We start from the raw sequence: 18651 nt of genomic DNA, 5'->3' as shown, positions 1-18651 counted from the left end.
GGGCCAGCGTAAAGCAAGTCGTCCTGCGTTGGGTGTACGGTTAACGCAAGTCGACCTGCGATGCACCGCTGGGGGCCGCGCGGGGTCGCCACCGCACTGAGGAGGTCCTGTCATGGCGCAGATGCTCGCCGCCCGCCTGCACGTCCCGAGCCGCACCCTGCGGCTCGAAGAGGTGCCCCGCCCGCAGCCCGGCCCGGGGGAGGTGCTGGTCAAGGTCGAGGCGGCCGGCGTGTGCCTGTCCGACGTGCATCTCATCGACGGCACCCTCACCCCGCTGCTCCTCCAGGGCGACACCGTCACCCTCGGCCACGAGGTCTCGGGCACCGTCGCCGAGACCGGGGCGGGCGTCACCGCCTGGTCGCCCGGGCAGCGGGTCGTGCTGCACGCGGGCGAGTCGCGGGACGGCGTCACCTACACCCGCGGCGTCGACTACGACGGCGGCTGGGCCGAGTACGCCCTGTCCGCCGCCGACGCCATGACACCGCTGCCCGATGCCATCCCCTTCGAGCAGGGGGCGATCATCCCGGACGCCGTGTCCACCCCGTGGGGCGCGATCACCGAGACCGCGGCGGTCCGGCCCGCCGAGGCGGTCGGCGTGTGGGGCGTCGGCGGCCTCGGCGTCCACGCCGTGCAACTGCTCCGGGCGATCGGCGCCTGCCCGGTCGTCGCCGTCGACCCGAACCCGGTGGCCCGCGAACGCGCCCTGGCGGCCGGCGCCGACCTGGCCCTGGACTCCGCGGACCCCGAGCTGCGCCGGACGGTCCGCGCGGCGACCGGCGGTCTCGGCCTCGCCGCCGCCTTCGACTTCGCCGGCGTGCCGCCCGTGCGGGAGCAGGCGGTCTCCGTCCTCGCCCCCAAGGGGCGGCTGGTCCTGGTGGGCCTGACCGACAAGCCGCTCACCGTCACGGACGGGACCCGCTTCAGCTACCTCCAGCAGCGCATCCTCGGCCACTACGGCTCCGACATGCCGGTGGCCCTGCCCGAGCTCCTGCGGCTGATCCAGGGCGGGCGGCTGGACTTCTCCGGTTCCGTCAGCGGGGTGCTGCCGCTGGCCGAGGCCGCCGAAGCGGTCGCCCGGCTGGAGAAGAAGGAGGGCGACCCGATCCGGCTGGTCCTGCGCCCGTGAAATGAGGGAAAGCTGAGAATCCCAGCGGCGGTTGAACGCTCCGGCCCCCGGTTCCGTATGGAGCCGGGGGCATTTCATGTCCGAGTCCGTCACGACACAGGAGCACGCCTTGGGACACAACAGGCGCAGACGCCCGACCGGGGCGCGGCGCGCGACCTTCGGAGCGGTCGCACTGATACTGGGGGGCAGCGGCCTGGTGGCCGTGAACGTCTTCGCCTCCGCGACGGAGTCCGGCAACGCGGCCGTCCCCCTGGGCAGTTCCGGAGTCGCGGCCACCGTCGACTGCCCCGACCTGACCGAACGGCTCACGTCCGTTCCCGAACAGGCCAGGCCGGAGGTCGACACCGAACTCGCCCACCTCGACGAGCAGATCGCCGCCGCCTACCGCGCTCTCCAGGACGCCGCCCGCACCGCCGACGACGGCACCCTCGACGAGGCGGCGATCCTCGACCCCTTGAAGCAGGAACGCGCTGCGACGATCGAACGCATCGCCGCCGCCGTCGACAAGGCCGGAGACCGCCCCGAGGGCCTGGACACCCTGGCCGAGTGCACCCTGCGCCGCACCGAGATCGCGTCGGCGGACGCGGGCAGCGGCAGCCCGGACCAACAGGGACAGGAACAGGGCCAGGAGCCCGGGCAGGGACAGCAGGACGGCGAAGGCGGCGAGGGAGACGAGGGAGGCGAGAGAGGCAAGGGTGAACAGCCCGGTGACGGGCAGCAGCAGCCCGGCAACGGCGGACAGGCGGGCAACGGCCCCGTCGCGGCGGACTACGCCGACATCGAGTCCGTCCAGCCCAACGTCTCGCGGGCGCCCCGGCAGAAGAAGGCCTCCACCGGCTCCTTCGCCACCAGCTGCGGCGTCAACGCCGAGGGCCTGTTCAACTCGGACAACCTGATCGCCGCCCCCGGCGTCGGCAACGGCGCCCACCACTTCCACGACTACGTCGGCAACCAGGCCAACGACGCCTTCGCCAGCGACGAGGACCTGGCCGCCGCCGAGACGAGCTGCGCCGACCAGGGTGACAAGTCCTCGTACTACTGGCCCGTGCTGAGGCTCCAGAACGGCAGCGTCGAAAAGGACGCGCAGTCACCGGGCGGCGGCATCGAGGGTAACGCGGGTGAGATCGTCACCCCGGCCGAGGTCACCCTCACGTTCGAGGGCAACGAACGCGGCAAGGTCACGGAGATGCCGCGGCTGCTGCGCATCATCACCGGCGACGCCAAGGCGTTCGTCAACGGCAACACCAACGCGAACGCCTCCTGGAGCTGCACCGGCTTCGAGGACCGGCAACTGAAGGACAAGTACCCGCTCTGCCCCTCGGGCAGTGACGTGGTGCGCACCTTCACCTTCCAGAGCTGCTGGGACGGCCGCAACATCGACAGCGCCAACCACCGTACCCACATGGCCTTCGCCGCCGCCGACGGCAGCTGCCCGGAGGGGTTCCGGGCCGTTCCGCGACTGGTCCAGCGGGTCGTCTACGACGTGGCCGCACCCAGTCTGGAGGACGGCGGCAGGACCGTACCGCTGTTCGCCGTGGACTCCTTCCCCGAGCAGCTGCACAAACCGGTCACCGACCACAGCGACTTCATCAACGTCTTCGACGAGGACCTGATGCGCGAGATGGCCGAGTGCATCAACTCCGGTCGTGAGTGCGGTCCTGACACACCCCCGGGGTCCGAGCCGGGCCAGGGGGAGGAGCAGCCCGGCGGCAACGACGGGGAGCAGCCCGGCGGGGGCAATGGCGAGGAGCAGCCCGGCGACGACGGGGCGAACACCGAGCCTCCGGCCGAGCAGACCGCCACGGCCTCGGCCCCCGCGGACAACGGGCAGGACGGGCAGGACGGGCAGGACGGTGAGAACGGCCAGGACGGCCAGAACGGCCAGGACCAGCAGGCAGGCGGGAACGAGCCCGTGCCCCCGGCCGCGGGCCAGGACGCCGACGCCTCCGCGAGCGCCGAACCCAGGTCCGCCACGACACCCGCCGACACCCCGGACGACGTGAGCGGCGCCGCGGCCACCCCCGAGGCGGCCGGGAACGGCGACGGCAACGCCAACGGCAACGAGAGCGTCGGCGAGAACGGTGCCGGCGCCGGGGCGGCGCCCCAGCCGCAGGCCCAGGGCGGGCTCGCCGAGACGGGCTCCGGGCTCGGCCTGTGGCCCGCGGCGGTCGGCGGCGTGCTCTTCGCCGGCGGATGCGTGCTGCTGCTCCGGTCCAGGCGTCGCGCGCTGTGACGACCGCGGCACCGGTGTGACAGGTGGTGGGCGGGGGCTTCCCCCGCCCACCACCGCGCCGAGCCCCGCGCACACGCCACGGCTGACCCGCGCCACTCCCGTCCCCCCCCGCCCCCGCCGGGAGCGCCGCGTCCGGCGGGGACACCGGTCCTGCGACCGTTTGCCGAAGTGCTCCGCGTCCGTTCCCGGGTGGGGTATACGTCCCTTCATGGACTACTACGACCTGGGTCGCCACGGACGCCCGGTGACGACCTCGTCGCCCGAGGCCCAGCGGTGGTTCGACCGTGGGCTGGTGTGGACGTACGCCTTCCACCACGAGGAGGCGGTCGTCTGCTTCGAGGCCGCCGCCGCGGCGGACCCGGACTGCGCCCTGGCCCACTGGGGCATCGCCTACGCGCTCGGCCCCAACTACAACAAGCCGTGGGAGGCCTTCGACGCCGAGGAGCTCACCCGGACCGTCGACCGCACCCACGCAGCCGTCGAGCGCGCCCACGCCCTGGCCGGCCGGGCCACCCCGGTCGAACGTGCCCTCATCGGCGCCCTGCGCGCCCGCTACCCGCAGGCGAGCGCCGTCGAGGACTGCTCGGTGTGGAACGCGCCGTACGCCGACCGCATGCGCGCCGTGTACGAACTGGCCCCCGACGACCTGGACGTGGCCACCCTCTACGCGGACGCCCTGATGAACCTGACCCCCTGGCAGCTCTGGGACCTGCGCACCGGGCTGCCCGCGGTGGGCGCGCGCACCCAGGCGGCGAAGGAGGTGCTGGACCGCGCCCTGGCCGCCGACGGGGGCCGCGACCACCCCGGTGTCCTGCACCTCTACGTCCACCTGATGGAGATGTCGCCCACCCCCGAGGCCGCCCTCACGGTCGCCGACCGGCTGCGCGGCCTGGTCCCGGACGCCGGGCACCTGCTGCACATGCCGTCGCACCTCGAAGTGCTGTGCGGCGACTACCGCCGTGTGGTGTCGGACAACGAGGCCGCGATCGCCGCCGACGAGAAGTACCGCGCCCGGTCGGGGGCGATGAACTTCTACACGCTCTACCGCTGCCACAACTACCACTTCAGGATCTACGGGGCGATGTTCCTGGGGCAGTACGAGGTCGCGCTCGACACCGCGGCCCGCCTGGAGGCATCCGTTCCCGAGGAACTGCTGCGGGTGGAGAGCCCGCCGATGGCCGACTGGCTGGAGGCGTTCCCGGCCATGCGGGTGCACGTCCTGATCCGGTTCGGCCGCTGGGCGGAGATCCTCGCCCTGCCCCGGCCGGCCGACCCCGGGCTGTACTGCGTGACGACCGCGATGCTGCACTACGCCCGCGGTGTCGCCCTCTCGGCCACCGGCCGGGTCGCGGAGGCCGAGACCGAACGCGAACTGTTCCGGTCGGCGGTCGAGCGGGTGCCCGCGTCCCGCACGCTCTTCAACAACACCTGCGCCGACCTCCTCGCCATCGCCTCGGCCATGCTCGACGGCGAACTGGAGTACCGCAGGGGCGACCACGCCGCCGCCTTCGCCGCCCTGGAGCGCTCGATCGAGCTCGACGACCACCTCCCCTACGACGAACCCTGGGGCTGGATGCAGCCCACCCGGCACGCCTACGGTGCCCTGCTCCTGGAGCAGGGCCGGATCGCCGAGGCCGAGGCGGTCTACCGGGCCGACCTGGGCCTGGACGACACCCTGCCCCGCCCGCTCCAGCACCCGAACAACGTCTGGGCCCTGCACGGACTGCACGAGTGCCTGGTGCGGCTGGGCAGGGCGGGGGAGGCGCGGATCGTGGCCCGGCAGCTGAGGCTCGCCACCGCGCTGGCGGACGTACCGGTAGAGGCGTCCTGCTTCTGCCGTCTCGGCACCGCCGCGGCCACCGGCGGCGGGCCCGGCTGCTGCGCCACGGACCACTGACTCCGCCGGGCCCCGCCCCGGGCCCGTCATGGGGCCCGGGGCGGGCGGGCGGCCGTCAGACGTTGACGCCGAAGTCCGCGGCGATGCCCGCGAGACCCGAGGCGTACCCCTGCCCGACCGCCCGGAACTTCCACTCGGCGCCGTGCCGGTACAGCTCGCCGAAGACCATCGCGGTCTCGGTCGAGGCGTCCTCGGACAGGTCGTAGCGGGCGAGTTCCTGGTCGTTCGCCTGGTTGACGACCCGGATGAAGGCGTTGCGGACCTGCCCGAAGCTCTGGCCCCGGTTTTCCGCGTCGTGGATGGACACCGGGAAGACGATCCGGTCCACCTCGCCCGGGACCGCGGCCAGGTTCACCTTGACCGCCTCGTCGTCGCCCTCGCCCTCGCCGGTGAGGTTGTCACCGGTGTGCTCGACCGAGCCGTCCGGGCTGGTGAGGTTGTTGTAGAAGACGAAGTGCCCGTCCGAGAGCACCTTGCCCGACGTGTCGAGGAGCAGCGCGGAGGCGTCGAGGTCGTAGTCGGTGCCGGTCGTGGTGCGCACGTCCCAGCCCAGACCGACCAGCACCGCGGTCAGGCCGGGCGCCTCCTTGCTGAGCGAGACGTTGCCGCCCTTGGCCAGGGAAACTCCCACTGCGTTCTCCTTCGTCGCGTTCGTTGTGTTCCGGGTACCTCCCGACAATCTACAACACTGTAGAAGAAGGCTTTCTATACGATGTCGCACCGGAAGAGGATCGGCGGCGGAAGGAGGCGGGCCGTGACGGATGACCGGCGTCCGCGGCGGCGGGGCCAGGGCGAGCTGGAGGCGCTGGTGCTGTCCGCGCTGCGCGAGGCGGACGGCCCCGCGACGGCCGGCTGGGTGCAGGAGCGCCTCGGCGGAGACCTCGCCTACACCACGGTGATCACCATCCTGACCCGGCTCCTCGAGAAGGGCGCCGTCAGCCGTGAGCGCGCGGGCCGGTCCTTCGCCTGGACGCCCGCCTCGGACCAGGCGGGCCTGGCCGCACGCAAGATGCGCAAGGTGCTGGACGCCGAGAGCGACCGCGAAGCGGTACTGGCCAGCTTCGTCACCGGCCTCGACCCCGACGACGAGCGGCTGCTGCGCGAACTGCTCGGGCACGCGCGCGCCGCGGAGGACGGCTGACACCGCATGGGGGTCTTCGTCTTCCTGCCCCTGGTCCTGCCGCTGACGGCATGGCCGATCGCCAGGCTCGCCGAGCAGCACCTGCACCCGCGGACCGCGACCAGGCTGCTCACCGCCGTCGCCGCCGTGATGGCCCTGTGCAGCACCGTGTGCCTGGCCCTGGTGATGGTGGTCGGCACCGCCCAACTCCCGGGCAACCCGCTCCCCGACGGCTGGTCGGACCCCGAGGTCCGGGCGGCGGTGCCCTACGACGAGATCGTCGGCAAGGCGGCCATCCCCGCGCTCTGTGCGGTGGTCGCGGCCTCGGCGCGGGCCCTGTGGCGGCACGGCAGGGTGCGCCGCCGCGCCCACCGGGCACTGGCCGGGCTGCCCGGCACCGGGGTGGCCGTACTGCCGGACGACGTGCCCTACGCGTACGCGCTGCCCGGTGGGCGCCGGGACCGCGTGGTGGTGAGTACGGCCCTGCTGGACTGCCTCGAACCGGGTGAGCGGCGGGCCCTGTTCGCCCACGAGCGCGCCCACCTCGCCGCCGGGCACCACCGCTTTCTGCTCGCCGTCCGCCTCGCCGCACTGGCCAACCCGTTCCTGCGCCCGCTGAGAACCGCCGTCGCCTACACGGCGGAGCGGTGGGCGGACGAGACCGCCGCCCGCACGGTCGGCGACCGGCGGACGGTCGCGACGGCGATCGGCAAGGCGGCCCTGGTCTCCCGCGGCACTCCCGTCAGCACCCTCGCCGGACTCGCGGCGCCCGGTCCGGTGCCGCGCCGGGTGGCCGCCCTGCTCGGCCCCGCCCCCGCGGTCCGCACCTGGCCCCCGGTGTTCACCTCGGTGGGCCTGGCCGCCTGGGGCGCGGCGGCGGGCACCGCCGTCTCGGCGATGTCGTCCGCGGACGCCGCCGTGACGATGTTCCTCATCCTCCGGACCGCGACGCCGCTGTGAGACTCCCTCACTCGATCGGGTGAGTCACCAATCCGGGGCCGGGGCGGCTCCGGATTCCCCGTGTGAGGCGAGAACCGAGACCACGCCGAGAGTGAACCGGCGGCCGACTCCGGACCCGGGTCGGCCGGCCACCGCACCACGGCGCCGCGTACTCGGCGGACCGCCGCACACCACATCGATCCAGCACCGACCACCGCGCACCACGCGCACCGACCTCCGTACCGAACGCAGCCTTTGAGCTGCCCGTTTTCAGGGAGATTCTCCATGAACGCCCGTATCCGCCGCTCCGCCGTCGCCGTCGTCGCGGCCGCCGTCCTGCCCCTGTCCCTGGCCGCCTGTTCCGACGACGGCGACAGCGGCTCCTCGGACTCCGCGCAGGCCGCCTCCTCGGCCCCCGCGGCGACCGACGACCAGTCGGCCGACACCTCCGGCGGCATGGAGGGCTCCGACGAGCCGTTCGGTCCGGCCTGCTCCACGGTGCCGAAGGAGGGCGCCGGTTCGTTCGACGGCATGGCCAAGGACCCCGTCGCCACGGCCGCCTCGAACAACCCGGCCCTGTCCACGCTGGTGTCCGCGGTGCAGAAGGCCGGTCTGGTCGACACGCTCAACAACGCGGAGAACATCACCGTCTTCGCGCCGACCAACGACGCCTTCGCCAAGATCCCGAAGGCCGACCTGGACAAGGTGCTGGCCGACAAGGCGATGCTCACCGACATCCTGACCTACCACGTCGTGGGCCAGAAGCTCGCGCCCGCGGACCTGGAGAACGGCTCCTTCGACACGTTGCAGAAGTCGAAGCTGACCACCTCGGGTTCGGACGAGTCCTACGAGGTCAACGACTCGGCCAAGGTCGTCTGCGGCAACGTGAAGACCGCCAACGCCAACGTCTACATCATCGACACCGTCCTCATGCCGAAGAGCTGACGCGCGGGCGGGCGTGGCGGCCCGAGGGGCCGGGGGAGCGGGTCGGGCAGTGGCCCGCCCCCCGGCGGGGCGGTGCCCCTGTGGTAGCTTGCGCAAGCCAGTCGAACCCACCTGGTGGGTCAGGGAATCCGGTGCGAATCCGGAACTGACGCGCAGCGGTGAGGGGGACGGGCGGAACACGGGCCACTGGGCGGCGTACGCCGTCCGGGAAGGCGTTCCGTCCGGTCGAACCCGAGTCCGAAGACCTGCTGGCACCCGCGCCGCGTGCGGCGCGGGCCGCATCGTACGGACGGGCTTCGCGCATGAGCCCTCGACGCCAGAGGATCCCCCTTGTCCGCAGCAGGTCCCGTCGGCCCCCGCCGCCCCCTCCTTTCCCGCCGTGCCCTGCGCGGTCCCGTCCTGCTCCTGTCCGGCGCCCTGCTGGCCTCCGGGTGCGGCTCCGGGGCGGCCAATGACGACGCGGCAGCCCCGGCCGGTTATCCCCGCACCGTCCGGGACTGCGGGCACGACGTCCGGGTCACCGCGCCGCCGCGCCGGGCGGTCTCCCTCAACCAGGGCACCACGGAGATCCTGCTCTCACTCGGCCTCGCCGACCGCATGGCGGGCACCGCCACCTGGACCGACCCGGTCATGAAGGGACTGGAGAAGGCGAACTCCGAAGTCCCCCGGCTCGCCGACGACATGCCGTCCCTCGAGACGGTCCTGGACGCCGAACCCGACTTCGTCGCCGCCTCCTTCGCCTCCACGCTCGGCACCGGCGGCGTGGCCACCCGCGAACGGTTCACCCGACTCGGTGTGCCGGCCTACCTGTCCCCGTCCGACTGCGCGGGCAAGGACAACAGCGGCGACGGCGACGGCGTCCGGAGCGAGCCTCTCACCATGGACACCGTCTACGGCGAAGTCCGCGATCTGGCCCGCCTCTTCGACGTCGAGGAGCGCGGCGAGAAGCTCGTCGCCGACCTCGAGTCCAGGGTCGACGGGGCGACGTCCGGCATCGACGCCTCCGGCGTCACCCTCATGTACTGGTTCGCCAACTCCACCTCGCCCTACCTCGCGGGCTGCTGCGGCGCCCCCGGCGTCATCACCCGCGCGGTCGGCGCCGAGAACGCCATGGACGACACCCACGAGGAGTGGCCGCAGGCCGGCTGGGAGACCGTCGCCGACCGCGACCCCGACGTCCTGGTCCTCGGCGACCTCACCCGCAAGTCCCAGACGGCCGAGACCGCGGCGAAGAAGATCGAGTTCCTCGAGTCCAACCCCGTGACCAGGAACATGACCGCCGTCCGGAAGAAGCGCTACGTGCTGCTCAGCGGACAGGCCATGAACCCCACCATCCGTACCGTCGAGGGCGTGGAACAGGTGGCGGCGGCGCTGCGCGAGTTCGGGCTCGCCAAGTGACGTCCGCGAGCCGGACGGCCGCGGCACCGGCGTCCGTCTCCGGCCCACGCGCGTCCCGGCGCGCCCCCCTCGCGTGGGCGGCGGCCGGAGTCGTCGCCCTGTGCGCCTCCGTGGCCGTCGCCGTGACCATCGGCCCGGCCGACATCGGCGTCGCCGACGTGTGGTCCGTGATCGCCGCCCACCTCGGTGCCGGCACCGGCGCCGAGGGCGTCTCGCCGATCCGCGACGGCATCGTCTGGGACCTGCGCCTGCCCCGCACCCTGCTCGCGGCGGTGTGCGGCGCCGGACTCGCCGTGTGCGGGGCCGTCCTCCAGTCACTGCTGCGCAACCCGCTCGCCGACCCCTTCGTCCTCGGCGTCTCCTCCGGCGCCTCGACCGGCGCCGTGCTGGTCGTCGTCCTCGGCGTGGGCGGTGGCGCGCTGTCCGTTTCCGGCGGGGCGTTCATCGGGGCGGTCTGCTCCTTCGCGCTGGTGATGCTGCTCAGCCACAGCCTCGGCGGGACCACGGACCGGGTGGTGCTCGCGGGTGTGGCGGCGATGCAGCTGTTCTCCGCGCTCACGTCGTTCGTGGTCATGACCGCCGCCGACGCCGAGACCACCCGCGGCGTGCTGTTCTGGCTGCTCGGCTCACTCGGCGGCGCGGGCTGGAGCGACGTACGGACCGGCACGGCCGTCCTGGTGCCGGTCCTGGCCGTGTGCCTCGGCTACGCCAGGACGCTGGACGCCTTCGCCTTCGGCCAGGACGCGGCGGCCGCGCTCGGCGTCCGCGTGGCCCGTACCCGGCTGGTGCTGCTGTGCGCCACCGCCCTGCTCACCGCCGCCCTGGTCGCCTCGGCCGGCGCGATCGGCTTCGTCGGGCTGGTACTGCCGCACGCGGTACGGGCGCTCACCGGCCCCGGCCATGCCCGGCTGCTGCCGGTCTGCGCCCTCGCCGGCGCCGTGTTCCTGGTGTGGGTCGACACCCTGGCCCGTACCGTCCTCGCCCCCCAGGAGGTGCCGGTGGGCGTCGTGACCTCGCTGATCGGGGTGCCGGCCTTCGTGCTCGTGCTGTACCGCACCCGGAGGGCACGGTGACGCTGAACGCCGAGCGGGTCTCCCGCGCCGCCGGGGGGCGGCTCGTCCTGGACGGCGTCGACCTGAGCCCGCGGACCGGCGCCACGACGGGCCTGCTCGGCCCCAACGGCTCCGGCAAGTCCACCCTGTTGCGGCTGCTCGCCGGCGTACTCGCCCCGTCCTCGGGCCTCGTCACCCTGGACGGACGCCCGCTGGACCGGGTGGGCCGCCGGGACGTCGCCCGGCGCGTGGCCGTGGTCGAGCAGCAGACGGAAACCCAGGTGGAACTGACGGTCCAGGAGGTCGTCCGGCTCGGCCGCATCCCGCACCGCCGCGCCTGGACACCGGAGTCGGCGGCCGACGAGGAGGCGGTCGCGGACGCACTGGAGCGCACCGGACTGACCGGTCGGGCCGACCGGCTGTGGCACACGCTCTCCGGCGGCGAACGCCAGCGCGTGCAGATCGCCCGCGCCCTCGCCCAGGAACCGCGCGAACTCCTGCTCGACGAGCCGACCAACCACCTCGACATCCAGCACCAGCTGGACGTGCTGGCACTCGTCGCCGCCCTGCCGGTCACCAGCGTGGTCGCCCTGCACGACCTCAACCTCGCCGCGATGTACTGCGACCACCTCGTCGTCCTCGCCGAGGGACGGGTCGTGGCCCGCGGCGCACCCACGGAGGTCCTGACCACCGAGCTGGTCGCGAAGGTCTACCGGGTCGACGCCGAGATCACGCCCACCGGCCCGGCCGGCCGCCCGCACGTGCGCTTCCTGGGCACACTGCCCTAGGCACGGGTGCGAGCGGCCGCCCGGTGCGTGCTCACGGGTGCGTGCTCAGTCGTCCATCAGACCGGCGGCGAGCGTGGCCCCCAGCTCCCAGCAGGCCTCCAGGCCGGCCTTGCCGGGCTCACCGGTCACGTTCACCGCGGGCGCCGCGCGCTGCCAGCCGAGTCCGGTCGTGACCGACTCGATGCCGCGCACCGCGCCCGTGGTGTCGCTGCCCCCGTGCACGTAGTAACCGAAGGGGCGGCCGCGCGTCGCGTCCAGGCACGGGTAGTAGACCTGGTCGAAGAAGTGCTTGAGCGCACCGGACATGTACCCCAGGTTGGCCGGGGTGCCCAGCACGTACCCGTCGGCCTCCAGCACGTCGACGGCCGTGGCCGCCAGCGCCGCACGCCGGACGACCCGCACCCCTTCGATCTCGGGCGCGGTCGCCCCGGACACGACGGACTCCAGCATCGCCTGGCAGTTCGGCGACGGCGTGTGATGCACGATCAGCAAAGTGGCCACACCGGCAGCCTGCCGCCCGGCACCCGCCCACCGCAAACGGACACCACGCCACCCGGAACGTCCGCCCCCCGTCGGCGGCCCACTCCTCGGGCGCCCCGTCTCCGTCGGCTCGCCGCCGGCCGGCCGCGGCCGGCGCTCCACGCCGATCTCGCGCGGGGACCGCCCGCTGCGGCCCGTCTGAACCGGGTCTCACCCGGAGACGTCGTCGTCACCCACCCGGTCCGCGACTCCTCGCCGCACCATCGACGTCTCCGCCCGGCCGGTGGCCGGGCTCCCGCACCGGCCCGGGTGCCGCGTCGGACGAGGCGGGCGCCGCCGACCGCAACACCGTCGGCCCGGCCGCCGCGAAGGCCCGGGCGAACAGCTCGGAGGGCGCCGCTTCTGGCGCGAGCAGATGGGCCACCGCCGCGGTCGCCGTGCGGTGCCAGCGGGCGTGGTGGCGGAGCATCGCGTGGTCGCCGTTCTCCAGCAGCAGCATGCCCGCCCGGGCCCCGGCAGCGCGGGCGCGGGAAACGTACCCGGCCGACTCGCCGGGGTCGGTGACGCGGTCCCGGCTGCCGTGCACGACGAGAAGGGCCCGGTCGCGGAGCTGGGCGACCGGCTCGCCCGGCGGGCACCAGGGCGCCAGCGCCACCACACCGCGCACCCCGTCGGCGTCCGCCGCGCGCAGGGCCGCCCGGCCGCCCATGGAGTGGCCGAGCAGCACCACCGGTACGTCGCCGACGAGGCCGTGCAGCTCGGCGAGGGCCCGCCGGGCGTCCCGCAGGGGGTCCTCGGCGGCACCGTTCCAGCCGCGGTGGCGGTAGCGGACCCGGCCGAGGAGCACGTCGTCGCGGCCGGTGGCCGCCTCCAGCGCCCGCAGGAACGGGTGCATCCGCAGCGCCGCGAGCTGCCAGGGGCGCGCCGTGCTGCGGCTCTCCGCGCGGCCGCCGTGCAGCACCAGCACGGCCGCGCGCGTCCGCGGCGGACGCCGCCGCACCCGCAGTGCGCCGTCCCTCGACGGATCGTCCTCCGTGCCCATGCCGACCCCTTTCCCTCCGCGTCCCTGTTTCTCCCCGCAATTAGTGATCCGTTGCCGTGCCGCCCCCGGACGGGTGGTCGTCGAAGCCGTCGGCGACGCCCGCCAATCCGCCCGCCCCACGGCTCCGGATTACCCACGCAAGTGTTGATCACAGTGGGGTGGAGGTACAGCGAAATGCCGCGAGCGTCAGGGGAGACCGCACGCCGCACGGCCGTCGTGGGCAGTGGAGTGGCGGGACTGACCGCCGCGTACGTACTGGGCCGCGCGCACCGCGTCACCCTCTACGAGGCCGACGACCGCCTCGGCGGGCACGCCCACACCCACGACCTGACGTCGCCCGACGGCCGCGTCCACCGGGTCGACTCGGGCTTCATCGTGCACAACCGCCGCACCTACCCGAACCTGCTGCGCCTCTTCGACGAACTCGGCGTCGCCACCCAGGAGTCGGAGATGAGCATGTCGGTACGGTGCGAGGGCTGCGGCCTGGAGTACGCCGGTGCCCGCGGCCCCGCCGGACTGCTCGCCCGCCCGCGCAACGCCCTGCACGGCCCCTACCTGCGCATGCTCGCCCAGGTGCCGCGCTTCCACCGCGCCGCCCGCCGGTTGCTCACCGAGGACGCCGACCAGGCCCTGACGCTCGGCGATTTCCTGGACCGCGAGGGCTTCACACCGTACTTCCGCGCCCACTTCATGACGCCGGTGGTCTCCGCCGTCTGGTCCTGCGACGCCGCCACCGCCCTGCGCTACCCGGCCGCCTACCTGTTCCGCTTCCTGCACCACCACGGCATGCTCGCCGTCGGCGGCTCCCCGGTGTGGCGCACGGTCACCGGCGGCTCCCGCTCCTACGTCGACCGGATCGCCGAGCGGCTGCCCGACGTACGCACCGCCACCCCGGTCCGCACGGTGACCCGGCACGCCGACGGCGTCGACGTCACCGCCGCTGACGGCAGCACCGACACCTACGACCACCTCGTGGTCGCCGTCCATCCGGACCAGGCGCTGGAGTTGCTCGCCGATCCGACGCCCGAGGAGAAGGAGGTCCTCGGTGCCTTCCGGTACTCCCGCAACGCCACCCTCCTCCACACCGACACCGCGCTGCTGCCGCGCTCGCGCGGAGCCCGGTCCTCCTGGAACTACCTCCTGCCGGCCTGCGACGCGGGAGCCGACCGGGTCCGGGTCAGCTACGACATGAACCGGCTGCAACGCCTCGACGCCGCCGACACCTACGTCGTCACGCTCGGCGGCGAGGACCGCGTCGACCCCGGCCGGGTCCTGGCCCGGATGACCTACGAACACCCCGTCTACACCCCCGAGTCGGTCGCCGCCCAGCGGCGGCTGCCCGGCCTGCGCACCCCGGTCACGGCCTACGCCGGCGCCTACCACGGCTGGGGGTTCCACGAGGACGGCTGCCGCTCGGGGGTGGCGGCCGCCGCGGCCCTCGGAGTGACCTGGTGACGCCCGCGCCGACGGCCCGGCCCGGCCTTTACCCGTGCGAGATCGGGCACATACGCCTCGACCCGATCCGCCACACGCTGCGCCACCGCACCTACATGTGGCTCGTCGACCTCGACCACCTGCCCGAACTCCCGCGCCCGCTGCGCCCGCTGGCCGGCTTCCGCGCCCGCGACCACTTCACCGGCGACGCCCCCACCCTGCGCGACGGCCTGGAGCGCTTCCTCGCCACCCGCGGCGTCGACCTGGCGGGCGGCAGGGTGCTGATGCTCGCGCACGCCCGCGTCCTCGGACACGTCTTCAACCCGCTGACCCTGTACTGGTGCCACGGCCCCGACGGCGCCCCGCGCTGCGTGGTCGCGGAGGTGCACAACACCTACGGCGAACGCCACGCGTACCTGCTGGACCCGGACGGGGCGGGCGTCGCGCACGTCGACAAGGAGTTCTACGTCTCGCCCTTCCACCCCGTCGACGGCGCCTACCGCATGCGGCTCCCGCTGCCGACGGACCGCCTCGACCTGACCGTACGCCTGGACCGGCCCGGCGCCCGGCCGTTCACCGCGACCGTACGGGGCACCCGCCGGGAGGCGACCCCCGCAGCCCTTCTGCGGCTGGCCCTGCGGCACCCCGCCTCCACCCTCGCGGTGTCGGCCGGCATCCGCAGGCACGGCATCCGCCTCTACCTGCGCGGCCTGCCCGTCCAGCCGCGCCCGAGTCACCGCACCACGGAGAAAGCGACATGACCGCAACCCACCCACGCCCCGCCGCCGCGACCGCCGTACCGGGAGTCCGCGGCACCCCGGTCGACCCGCGCCGCTGGCCCGACGTCGCCGCACCGCCCCGGGCCTCCCGGTTCCGCCGCGCCACCGCCGCCGCCGTCGTACGCCGCGCCCTGCACCGGCTGCCGCTGCGGGTCCGGTTCGCCGACGGCGAGACCGTCGGACTCGGCGGTCCGCTGGTGGAGGTGCACGACCCCGACGCCTTCCACGGACGGATCGGCGCCCAGGGCCTCATCGGCTTCGGCGAGTCCTACATGGCCGGCGAGTGGGACGCCCCGGACCTGGTCGGCGCCCTCACCGTGCTCGCCGCCAACGCCGCCCACCTGGTCCCCGCCCCGCTCCAGCGGCTGCGCGGCCTGTGGCACCAGCGCCGGCCCGCCGACCGGCGCAACACGCCCCAGGGCGCCCGGGACAACATCAGCAGCCACTACGACCTGTCCAACGACCTGTTCGCCCTCTTCCTCGACGACACCCTCAGCTACTCCGCCGCCGTCTTCCTCGGCTTCCCGGCCCGCCGCGAGTCCCTCGCCGCCGCCCAGCAGCGCAAGATCGACCGGCTGCTCGACCTCGCCGAGGTCCGCGAGGGCACCCGGCTCCTGGAGATCGGCACCGGCTGGGGCGAACTCGCCCTGCGCGCCGCCGCGCGCGGCGCCGACGTCACCTCCCTCACCCTCTCCCGCGAACAGCGCACCCGCGCCCTCGAACGCGCCCGCGAAGCGGGTCTCGCCGACCGGATCAGGGTCGAACTGCGCGACTACCGCGAGGAGAAGGGCACCTACGACGCGATCGTCAGCGTCGAGATGATCGAGGCCGTCGGTGCCGAGTTCTGGCCGGTCTACTTCCGCACCCTCGACCGGCGCCTCGCCCCCGGGGGCCGGGCCGCCCTCCAGGCCATCACCATGCCGCACGACCGCATGCTCGCCGCCCGCCACACCCACACCTGGATCCAGAAGTACGTCTTCCCCGGCGGCCTGATCCCCTCCACCGACGCGATGGAAGAGACGGTCCGCGACCACACCGGCCTGCGCGTCGCCCGCCGCGACGGCTTCGGCGCGCACTACGCCGAGACGCTGCGGCTGTGGCGGGAGCGGTTCACCGAGCGCGCCGACGAGGTCGACGCCCTCGGCTTCGACGCGACCTTCCGGCGCCTGTGGACCTTCTACCTCGCCTACTCCGAGGCGGGCTTCCGCGCCGCCTACCTCGACGTCCAGCAGTACCTGTTCACCAAGGAGGGCCCCGCCCGATGAGCACCGCCCGCACCACCAGGACCGGCGCCGCCCACCGGCTCGCCGCGCTCGCGCAGGAGGCGCTCGGTGGCCCGCTCCCCGTCCGGCTGCGCGCCTGGGACGGCTCCGAGACCGGCCCCGCGGAAGGCCCCGTGGTCGTCGTCCGCTCCCGGCGCGCCCTGCGCCGCCTGCTGTGGCAACCCGGCGAACTGGGCCTGGCGCAGGCCTACGTCACCGGCGAACTGGACGTCGACGGCGATCTGGCCGACGGCCTGCGCCGGATGTGGGCGGCCACCCGCGAACGCCGGCTGCACCCGCCCCGCCTCTCCCTCGCCGACCGGGCCCGCGCGGCGGGCACCGCCGTCCGCCTCGGCGCCGTCGGTCCGCGGCCCGCTACCCCCGCCTCCCAGGCCCGGCTGCGCGGCGGCCTGCACACCAGGTCCCGCGACCGCGCCGCCATCAGCCACCACTACGACCTCTCCAACGACTTCTACCGCCTCCTCCTCGACGAGACCATGGCCTACTCGTGCGGGGTGTGGACGGACGGTTCCGCCGACGCGGACGCCGCCGGCGCCCAGCGCGCCAAACTGGAGCTGATCTGCCGCAAGCTGGGCCTCACGGCCGGCTCCCGCCTGCTCGACATCGGCTGCGGCTGGGGCTCGCTCACCCTGTACGCGGCCGAACAGCACAAGGCGGAGGTCACCGCCGTCACCCTCGCCCGGGAGCAGGCGGCGTACGTCCGCGAGCAGGTGCGGGAGCGCGGTCTGGAGGACCGGGTCGAGGTCGTCTGCCAGGACTACCGCGACATCACCGGCGGGGGCTACGACGCCGTCTCCACCGTCGAGATGGGCGAGCACGTCGGGGACGCCGAGTACCCGGCCTTCACCGCCGCCCTGCACCGCATGGTCCGCCCCGAGGGGCGCGTCCTGGTGCAGCAGATGTCCCGGGGGCCGGGTGCGCCGGGCGGCGGCGCCTTCATCGAGGCGTACATCGCTCCAGACATGCACATGAGGCCCCTCGGCGAGACGGTCCAGCTCCTGGAGGACGCCGGGCTCGAAGTGCGCCACGTCGAATCCCTGCGCGAGCACTACGTCCGCACGGTCGGCGCGTGGGAGCGCACCCTGGAGGAGCGCTGGGACGAGTTCGTCGCGCTGGCCGGGGAGGAGACGGCCCGGGTGTGGCGGCTCTACCTGGTGGGCGGCGCCCTCGCCTTCGAACAGCGGCGCATGGGAGTCGACCAGATCCTGAGCGTCCGGCCCACCGGCGAGGGCGCCGCCGGCATGCCCGCCACACCGGGCGAGTGGTACGAGCGGCTGGACCGCCCGTGAACGGCTTCCCGTGGAGCGCGTTCGCCGTGGGCGCCGGCTGGGCCGCGGCGGCCGCGCTCGCCGTCCTGCTGGTCACCTTCGCCGTCGCCGTGCGCAAGGGCGTGCACCGGGTGGTGGACGTGGCCTGGGGCCTCGGCTTCGCCGCCGTCGCCGTCGTGACCTGCGGCCTCGCGGCGGCGGCCGGGGAGGGCGACCCGGGGCGCCGGACCCTGGTGGGGGTCCTGACCGTCGTATGGGGTGTGCGGCTGGCCGCGCACATCGCCCGGCGCGGCCGGGGCCACGGCGAGGACCCGCGCTACGACGCGATGCTCGCCAAGGCCCGCGGCAACCGGAACCTCTACGCCCTGCGCATGGTCTACCTGCTCCAGGCCGCCCTGGTGTGGGTGGTGGCGCTGCCGGTGACGGCCGCCGCGTACGGGCCGGGGTCGCCTTCCGTCCTGGCCTGGGCCGGGGCGGTCGTGTGGGCGACGGGCCTGGTCTTCGAGGCCGTGGGGGACGCCCAGCTGGCCCGGTTCAAGGCCGACCCGGCCAACCGGGGGCGCATCATGGACCGCGGACTGTGGAGCTGGACCCGGCACCCGAACTACTTCGGCGACTTCTGCGTCTGGTGGGGGCTGTTCCTGATCGCCTGCGACGCCGGCACCGCGGCCGCCGCGGTGTCCGTCGTCTCCCCGCTGGTGATGACGTACCTGCTCATCGGCGGCAGCGGGAAGCGGTTGCTCGAGCGGCACATGGCCGACCGGCCGGGATGGGCCGAGTACGCGGCGCGCACCAGCGGCTTCTTCCCGCGCCCGCCGCGCCGGTCAGGTTCCGCGCAGGACGCTTAGGACTCGGCCCGTGACAGGG

At 74.1% G+C, this 18651-nt stretch carries 17 protein-coding genes and 1 riboswitch; of the genes, 14 read left to right on the top strand and 3 right to left on the bottom strand.

Going from position 1 to position 18651, the window contains the following annotated elements:
* The first annotated feature begins 112 nt into the window (after positions 1–112).
* From B9W62_RS02450 to B9W62_RS02440, 3 genes are all read left to right on the top strand, one after another.
* A complete protein-coding gene (locus B9W62_RS02450) occupies positions 113–1126 on the top strand; it encodes a zinc-binding dehydrogenase (protein WP_087804717.1) in 1014 nt (337 codons plus the stop codon).
* A gap of 109 nt (positions 1127–1235) precedes the next feature.
* Positions 1236–3359, top strand: coding sequence for a DUF1996 domain-containing protein (locus B9W62_RS02445; protein ID WP_087811701.1), 2124 nt, complete (start codon positions 1236–1238; stop codon positions 3357–3359).
* A gap of 208 nt (positions 3360–3567) precedes the next feature.
* On the top strand, positions 3568–5256 hold the full coding sequence (locus B9W62_RS02440; RefSeq protein ID WP_087804715.1) for a tetratricopeptide repeat protein: 1689 nt from the start codon (positions 3568–3570) through the stop codon (positions 5254–5256).
* A 55-nt stretch (positions 5257–5311) separates the two neighbouring features.
* Here B9W62_RS02440 and B9W62_RS02435 read toward each other — a convergent pair whose 3' ends face one another.
* Positions 5312–5887: a TerD family protein gene (locus B9W62_RS02435; RefSeq protein WP_087804712.1), complete on the bottom strand. Its 576-nt coding sequence runs from the start codon at positions 5885–5887 to the stop codon at positions 5312–5314.
* Between the two features lie 81 nt (positions 5888–5968).
* On the opposite strand from B9W62_RS02435, the gene B9W62_RS02430 reads away from it, so the two are divergent.
* The 6 genes from B9W62_RS02430 (at position 5969) to B9W62_RS02405 (ending at position 11498) form a co-directional block, all read left to right on the top strand.
* Positions 5969–6397: a BlaI/MecI/CopY family transcriptional regulator gene (locus B9W62_RS02430; RefSeq protein WP_087804710.1), complete on the top strand. Its 429-nt coding sequence runs from the start codon at positions 5969–5971 to the stop codon at positions 6395–6397.
* Positions 6398–6403: 6 nt separating this feature from the next.
* Entirely contained in the window at positions 6404–7336 is a 933-nt protein-coding gene (locus B9W62_RS02425; protein WP_087804708.1) for a M56 family metallopeptidase, read from the top strand.
* 264 nt (positions 7337–7600) lie between these two features.
* Positions 7601–8260, top strand: a complete 660-nt coding sequence (locus B9W62_RS02420) for a fasciclin domain-containing protein (protein WP_087804706.1) — start codon at positions 7601–7603, stop codon at positions 8258–8260.
* A gap of 81 nt (positions 8261–8341) precedes the next feature.
* Positions 8342–8528, top strand: a riboswitch (cobalamin riboswitch).
* A gap of 62 nt (positions 8529–8590) precedes the next feature.
* Positions 8591–9658, top strand: a complete 1068-nt coding sequence (locus B9W62_RS02415) for an ABC transporter substrate-binding protein (protein ID WP_373433659.1) — start codon at positions 8591–8593, stop codon at positions 9656–9658.
* Positions 9655–10731, top strand: a complete 1077-nt coding sequence (locus B9W62_RS02410) for a FecCD family ABC transporter permease (protein ID WP_087804703.1) — start codon at positions 9655–9657, stop codon at positions 10729–10731. Before B9W62_RS02415 ends, B9W62_RS02410 begins: the two co-directional genes overlap by 4 nt.
* Positions 10728–11498, top strand: a complete 771-nt coding sequence (locus B9W62_RS02405; protein WP_087804701.1) for an ABC transporter ATP-binding protein — start codon at positions 10728–10730, stop codon at positions 11496–11498. The genes B9W62_RS02410 and B9W62_RS02405 overlap by 4 nt, the downstream gene beginning before the upstream one ends.
* A gap of 45 nt (positions 11499–11543) precedes the next feature.
* Here the strand turns inward: B9W62_RS02405 and B9W62_RS02400 are convergent, their stop codons facing one another.
* Both B9W62_RS02400 and B9W62_RS02395 read right to left on the bottom strand, forming a co-directional pair.
* Positions 11544–11999, bottom strand: a complete 456-nt coding sequence (locus B9W62_RS02400) for a flavodoxin family protein (RefSeq protein WP_087804699.1) — start codon at positions 11997–11999, stop codon at positions 11544–11546.
* Positions 12000–12207: 208 nt separating this feature from the next.
* Entirely contained in the window at positions 12208–13020 is an 813-nt protein-coding gene (locus tag B9W62_RS02395; RefSeq protein ID WP_087804698.1) for an alpha/beta fold hydrolase, read from the bottom strand.
* A gap of 174 nt (positions 13021–13194) precedes the next feature.
* Between B9W62_RS02395 and B9W62_RS02390 the strand changes: the two genes are divergently transcribed.
* The 5 genes from B9W62_RS02390 to B9W62_RS02370 are packed head-to-tail and all read left to right on the top strand — an operon-like array spanning position 13195 to position 18632.
* Entirely contained in the window at positions 13195–14475 is a 1281-nt protein-coding gene (locus B9W62_RS02390; RefSeq protein ID WP_087804696.1) for an NAD(P)/FAD-dependent oxidoreductase, read from the top strand.
* Positions 14472–15215: a DUF1365 domain-containing protein gene (locus B9W62_RS02385; protein WP_087804695.1), complete on the top strand. Its 744-nt coding sequence runs from the start codon at positions 14472–14474 to the stop codon at positions 15213–15215. Before B9W62_RS02390 ends, B9W62_RS02385 begins: the two co-directional genes overlap by 4 nt.
* A complete protein-coding gene (locus B9W62_RS02380; RefSeq protein WP_087804693.1) occupies positions 15212–16498 on the top strand; it encodes an SAM-dependent methyltransferase in 1287 nt (428 codons plus the stop codon). Before B9W62_RS02385 ends, B9W62_RS02380 begins: the two co-directional genes overlap by 4 nt.
* Positions 16495–17805, top strand: a complete 1311-nt coding sequence (locus tag B9W62_RS02375) for an SAM-dependent methyltransferase (protein ID WP_087804691.1) — start codon at positions 16495–16497, stop codon at positions 17803–17805. Before B9W62_RS02380 ends, B9W62_RS02375 begins: the two co-directional genes overlap by 4 nt.
* Positions 17802–18632, top strand: coding sequence for a DUF1295 domain-containing protein (locus B9W62_RS02370; RefSeq protein WP_087804689.1), 831 nt, complete (start codon positions 17802–17804; stop codon positions 18630–18632). Before B9W62_RS02375 ends, B9W62_RS02370 begins: the two co-directional genes overlap by 4 nt.
* The last annotated feature ends 19 nt before the right edge of the window (positions 18633–18651 follow it).

The sequence above is a fragment of the Streptomyces sp. CS113 genome, from assembly GCF_002188365.1.
Classification (GTDB): domain Bacteria; phylum Actinomycetota; class Actinomycetes; order Streptomycetales; family Streptomycetaceae; genus Streptomyces; species Streptomyces tendae.
Note: the sequence above shows the minus strand (reverse complement) of the source record. Positions and strands in the feature narration are given on the sequence as shown.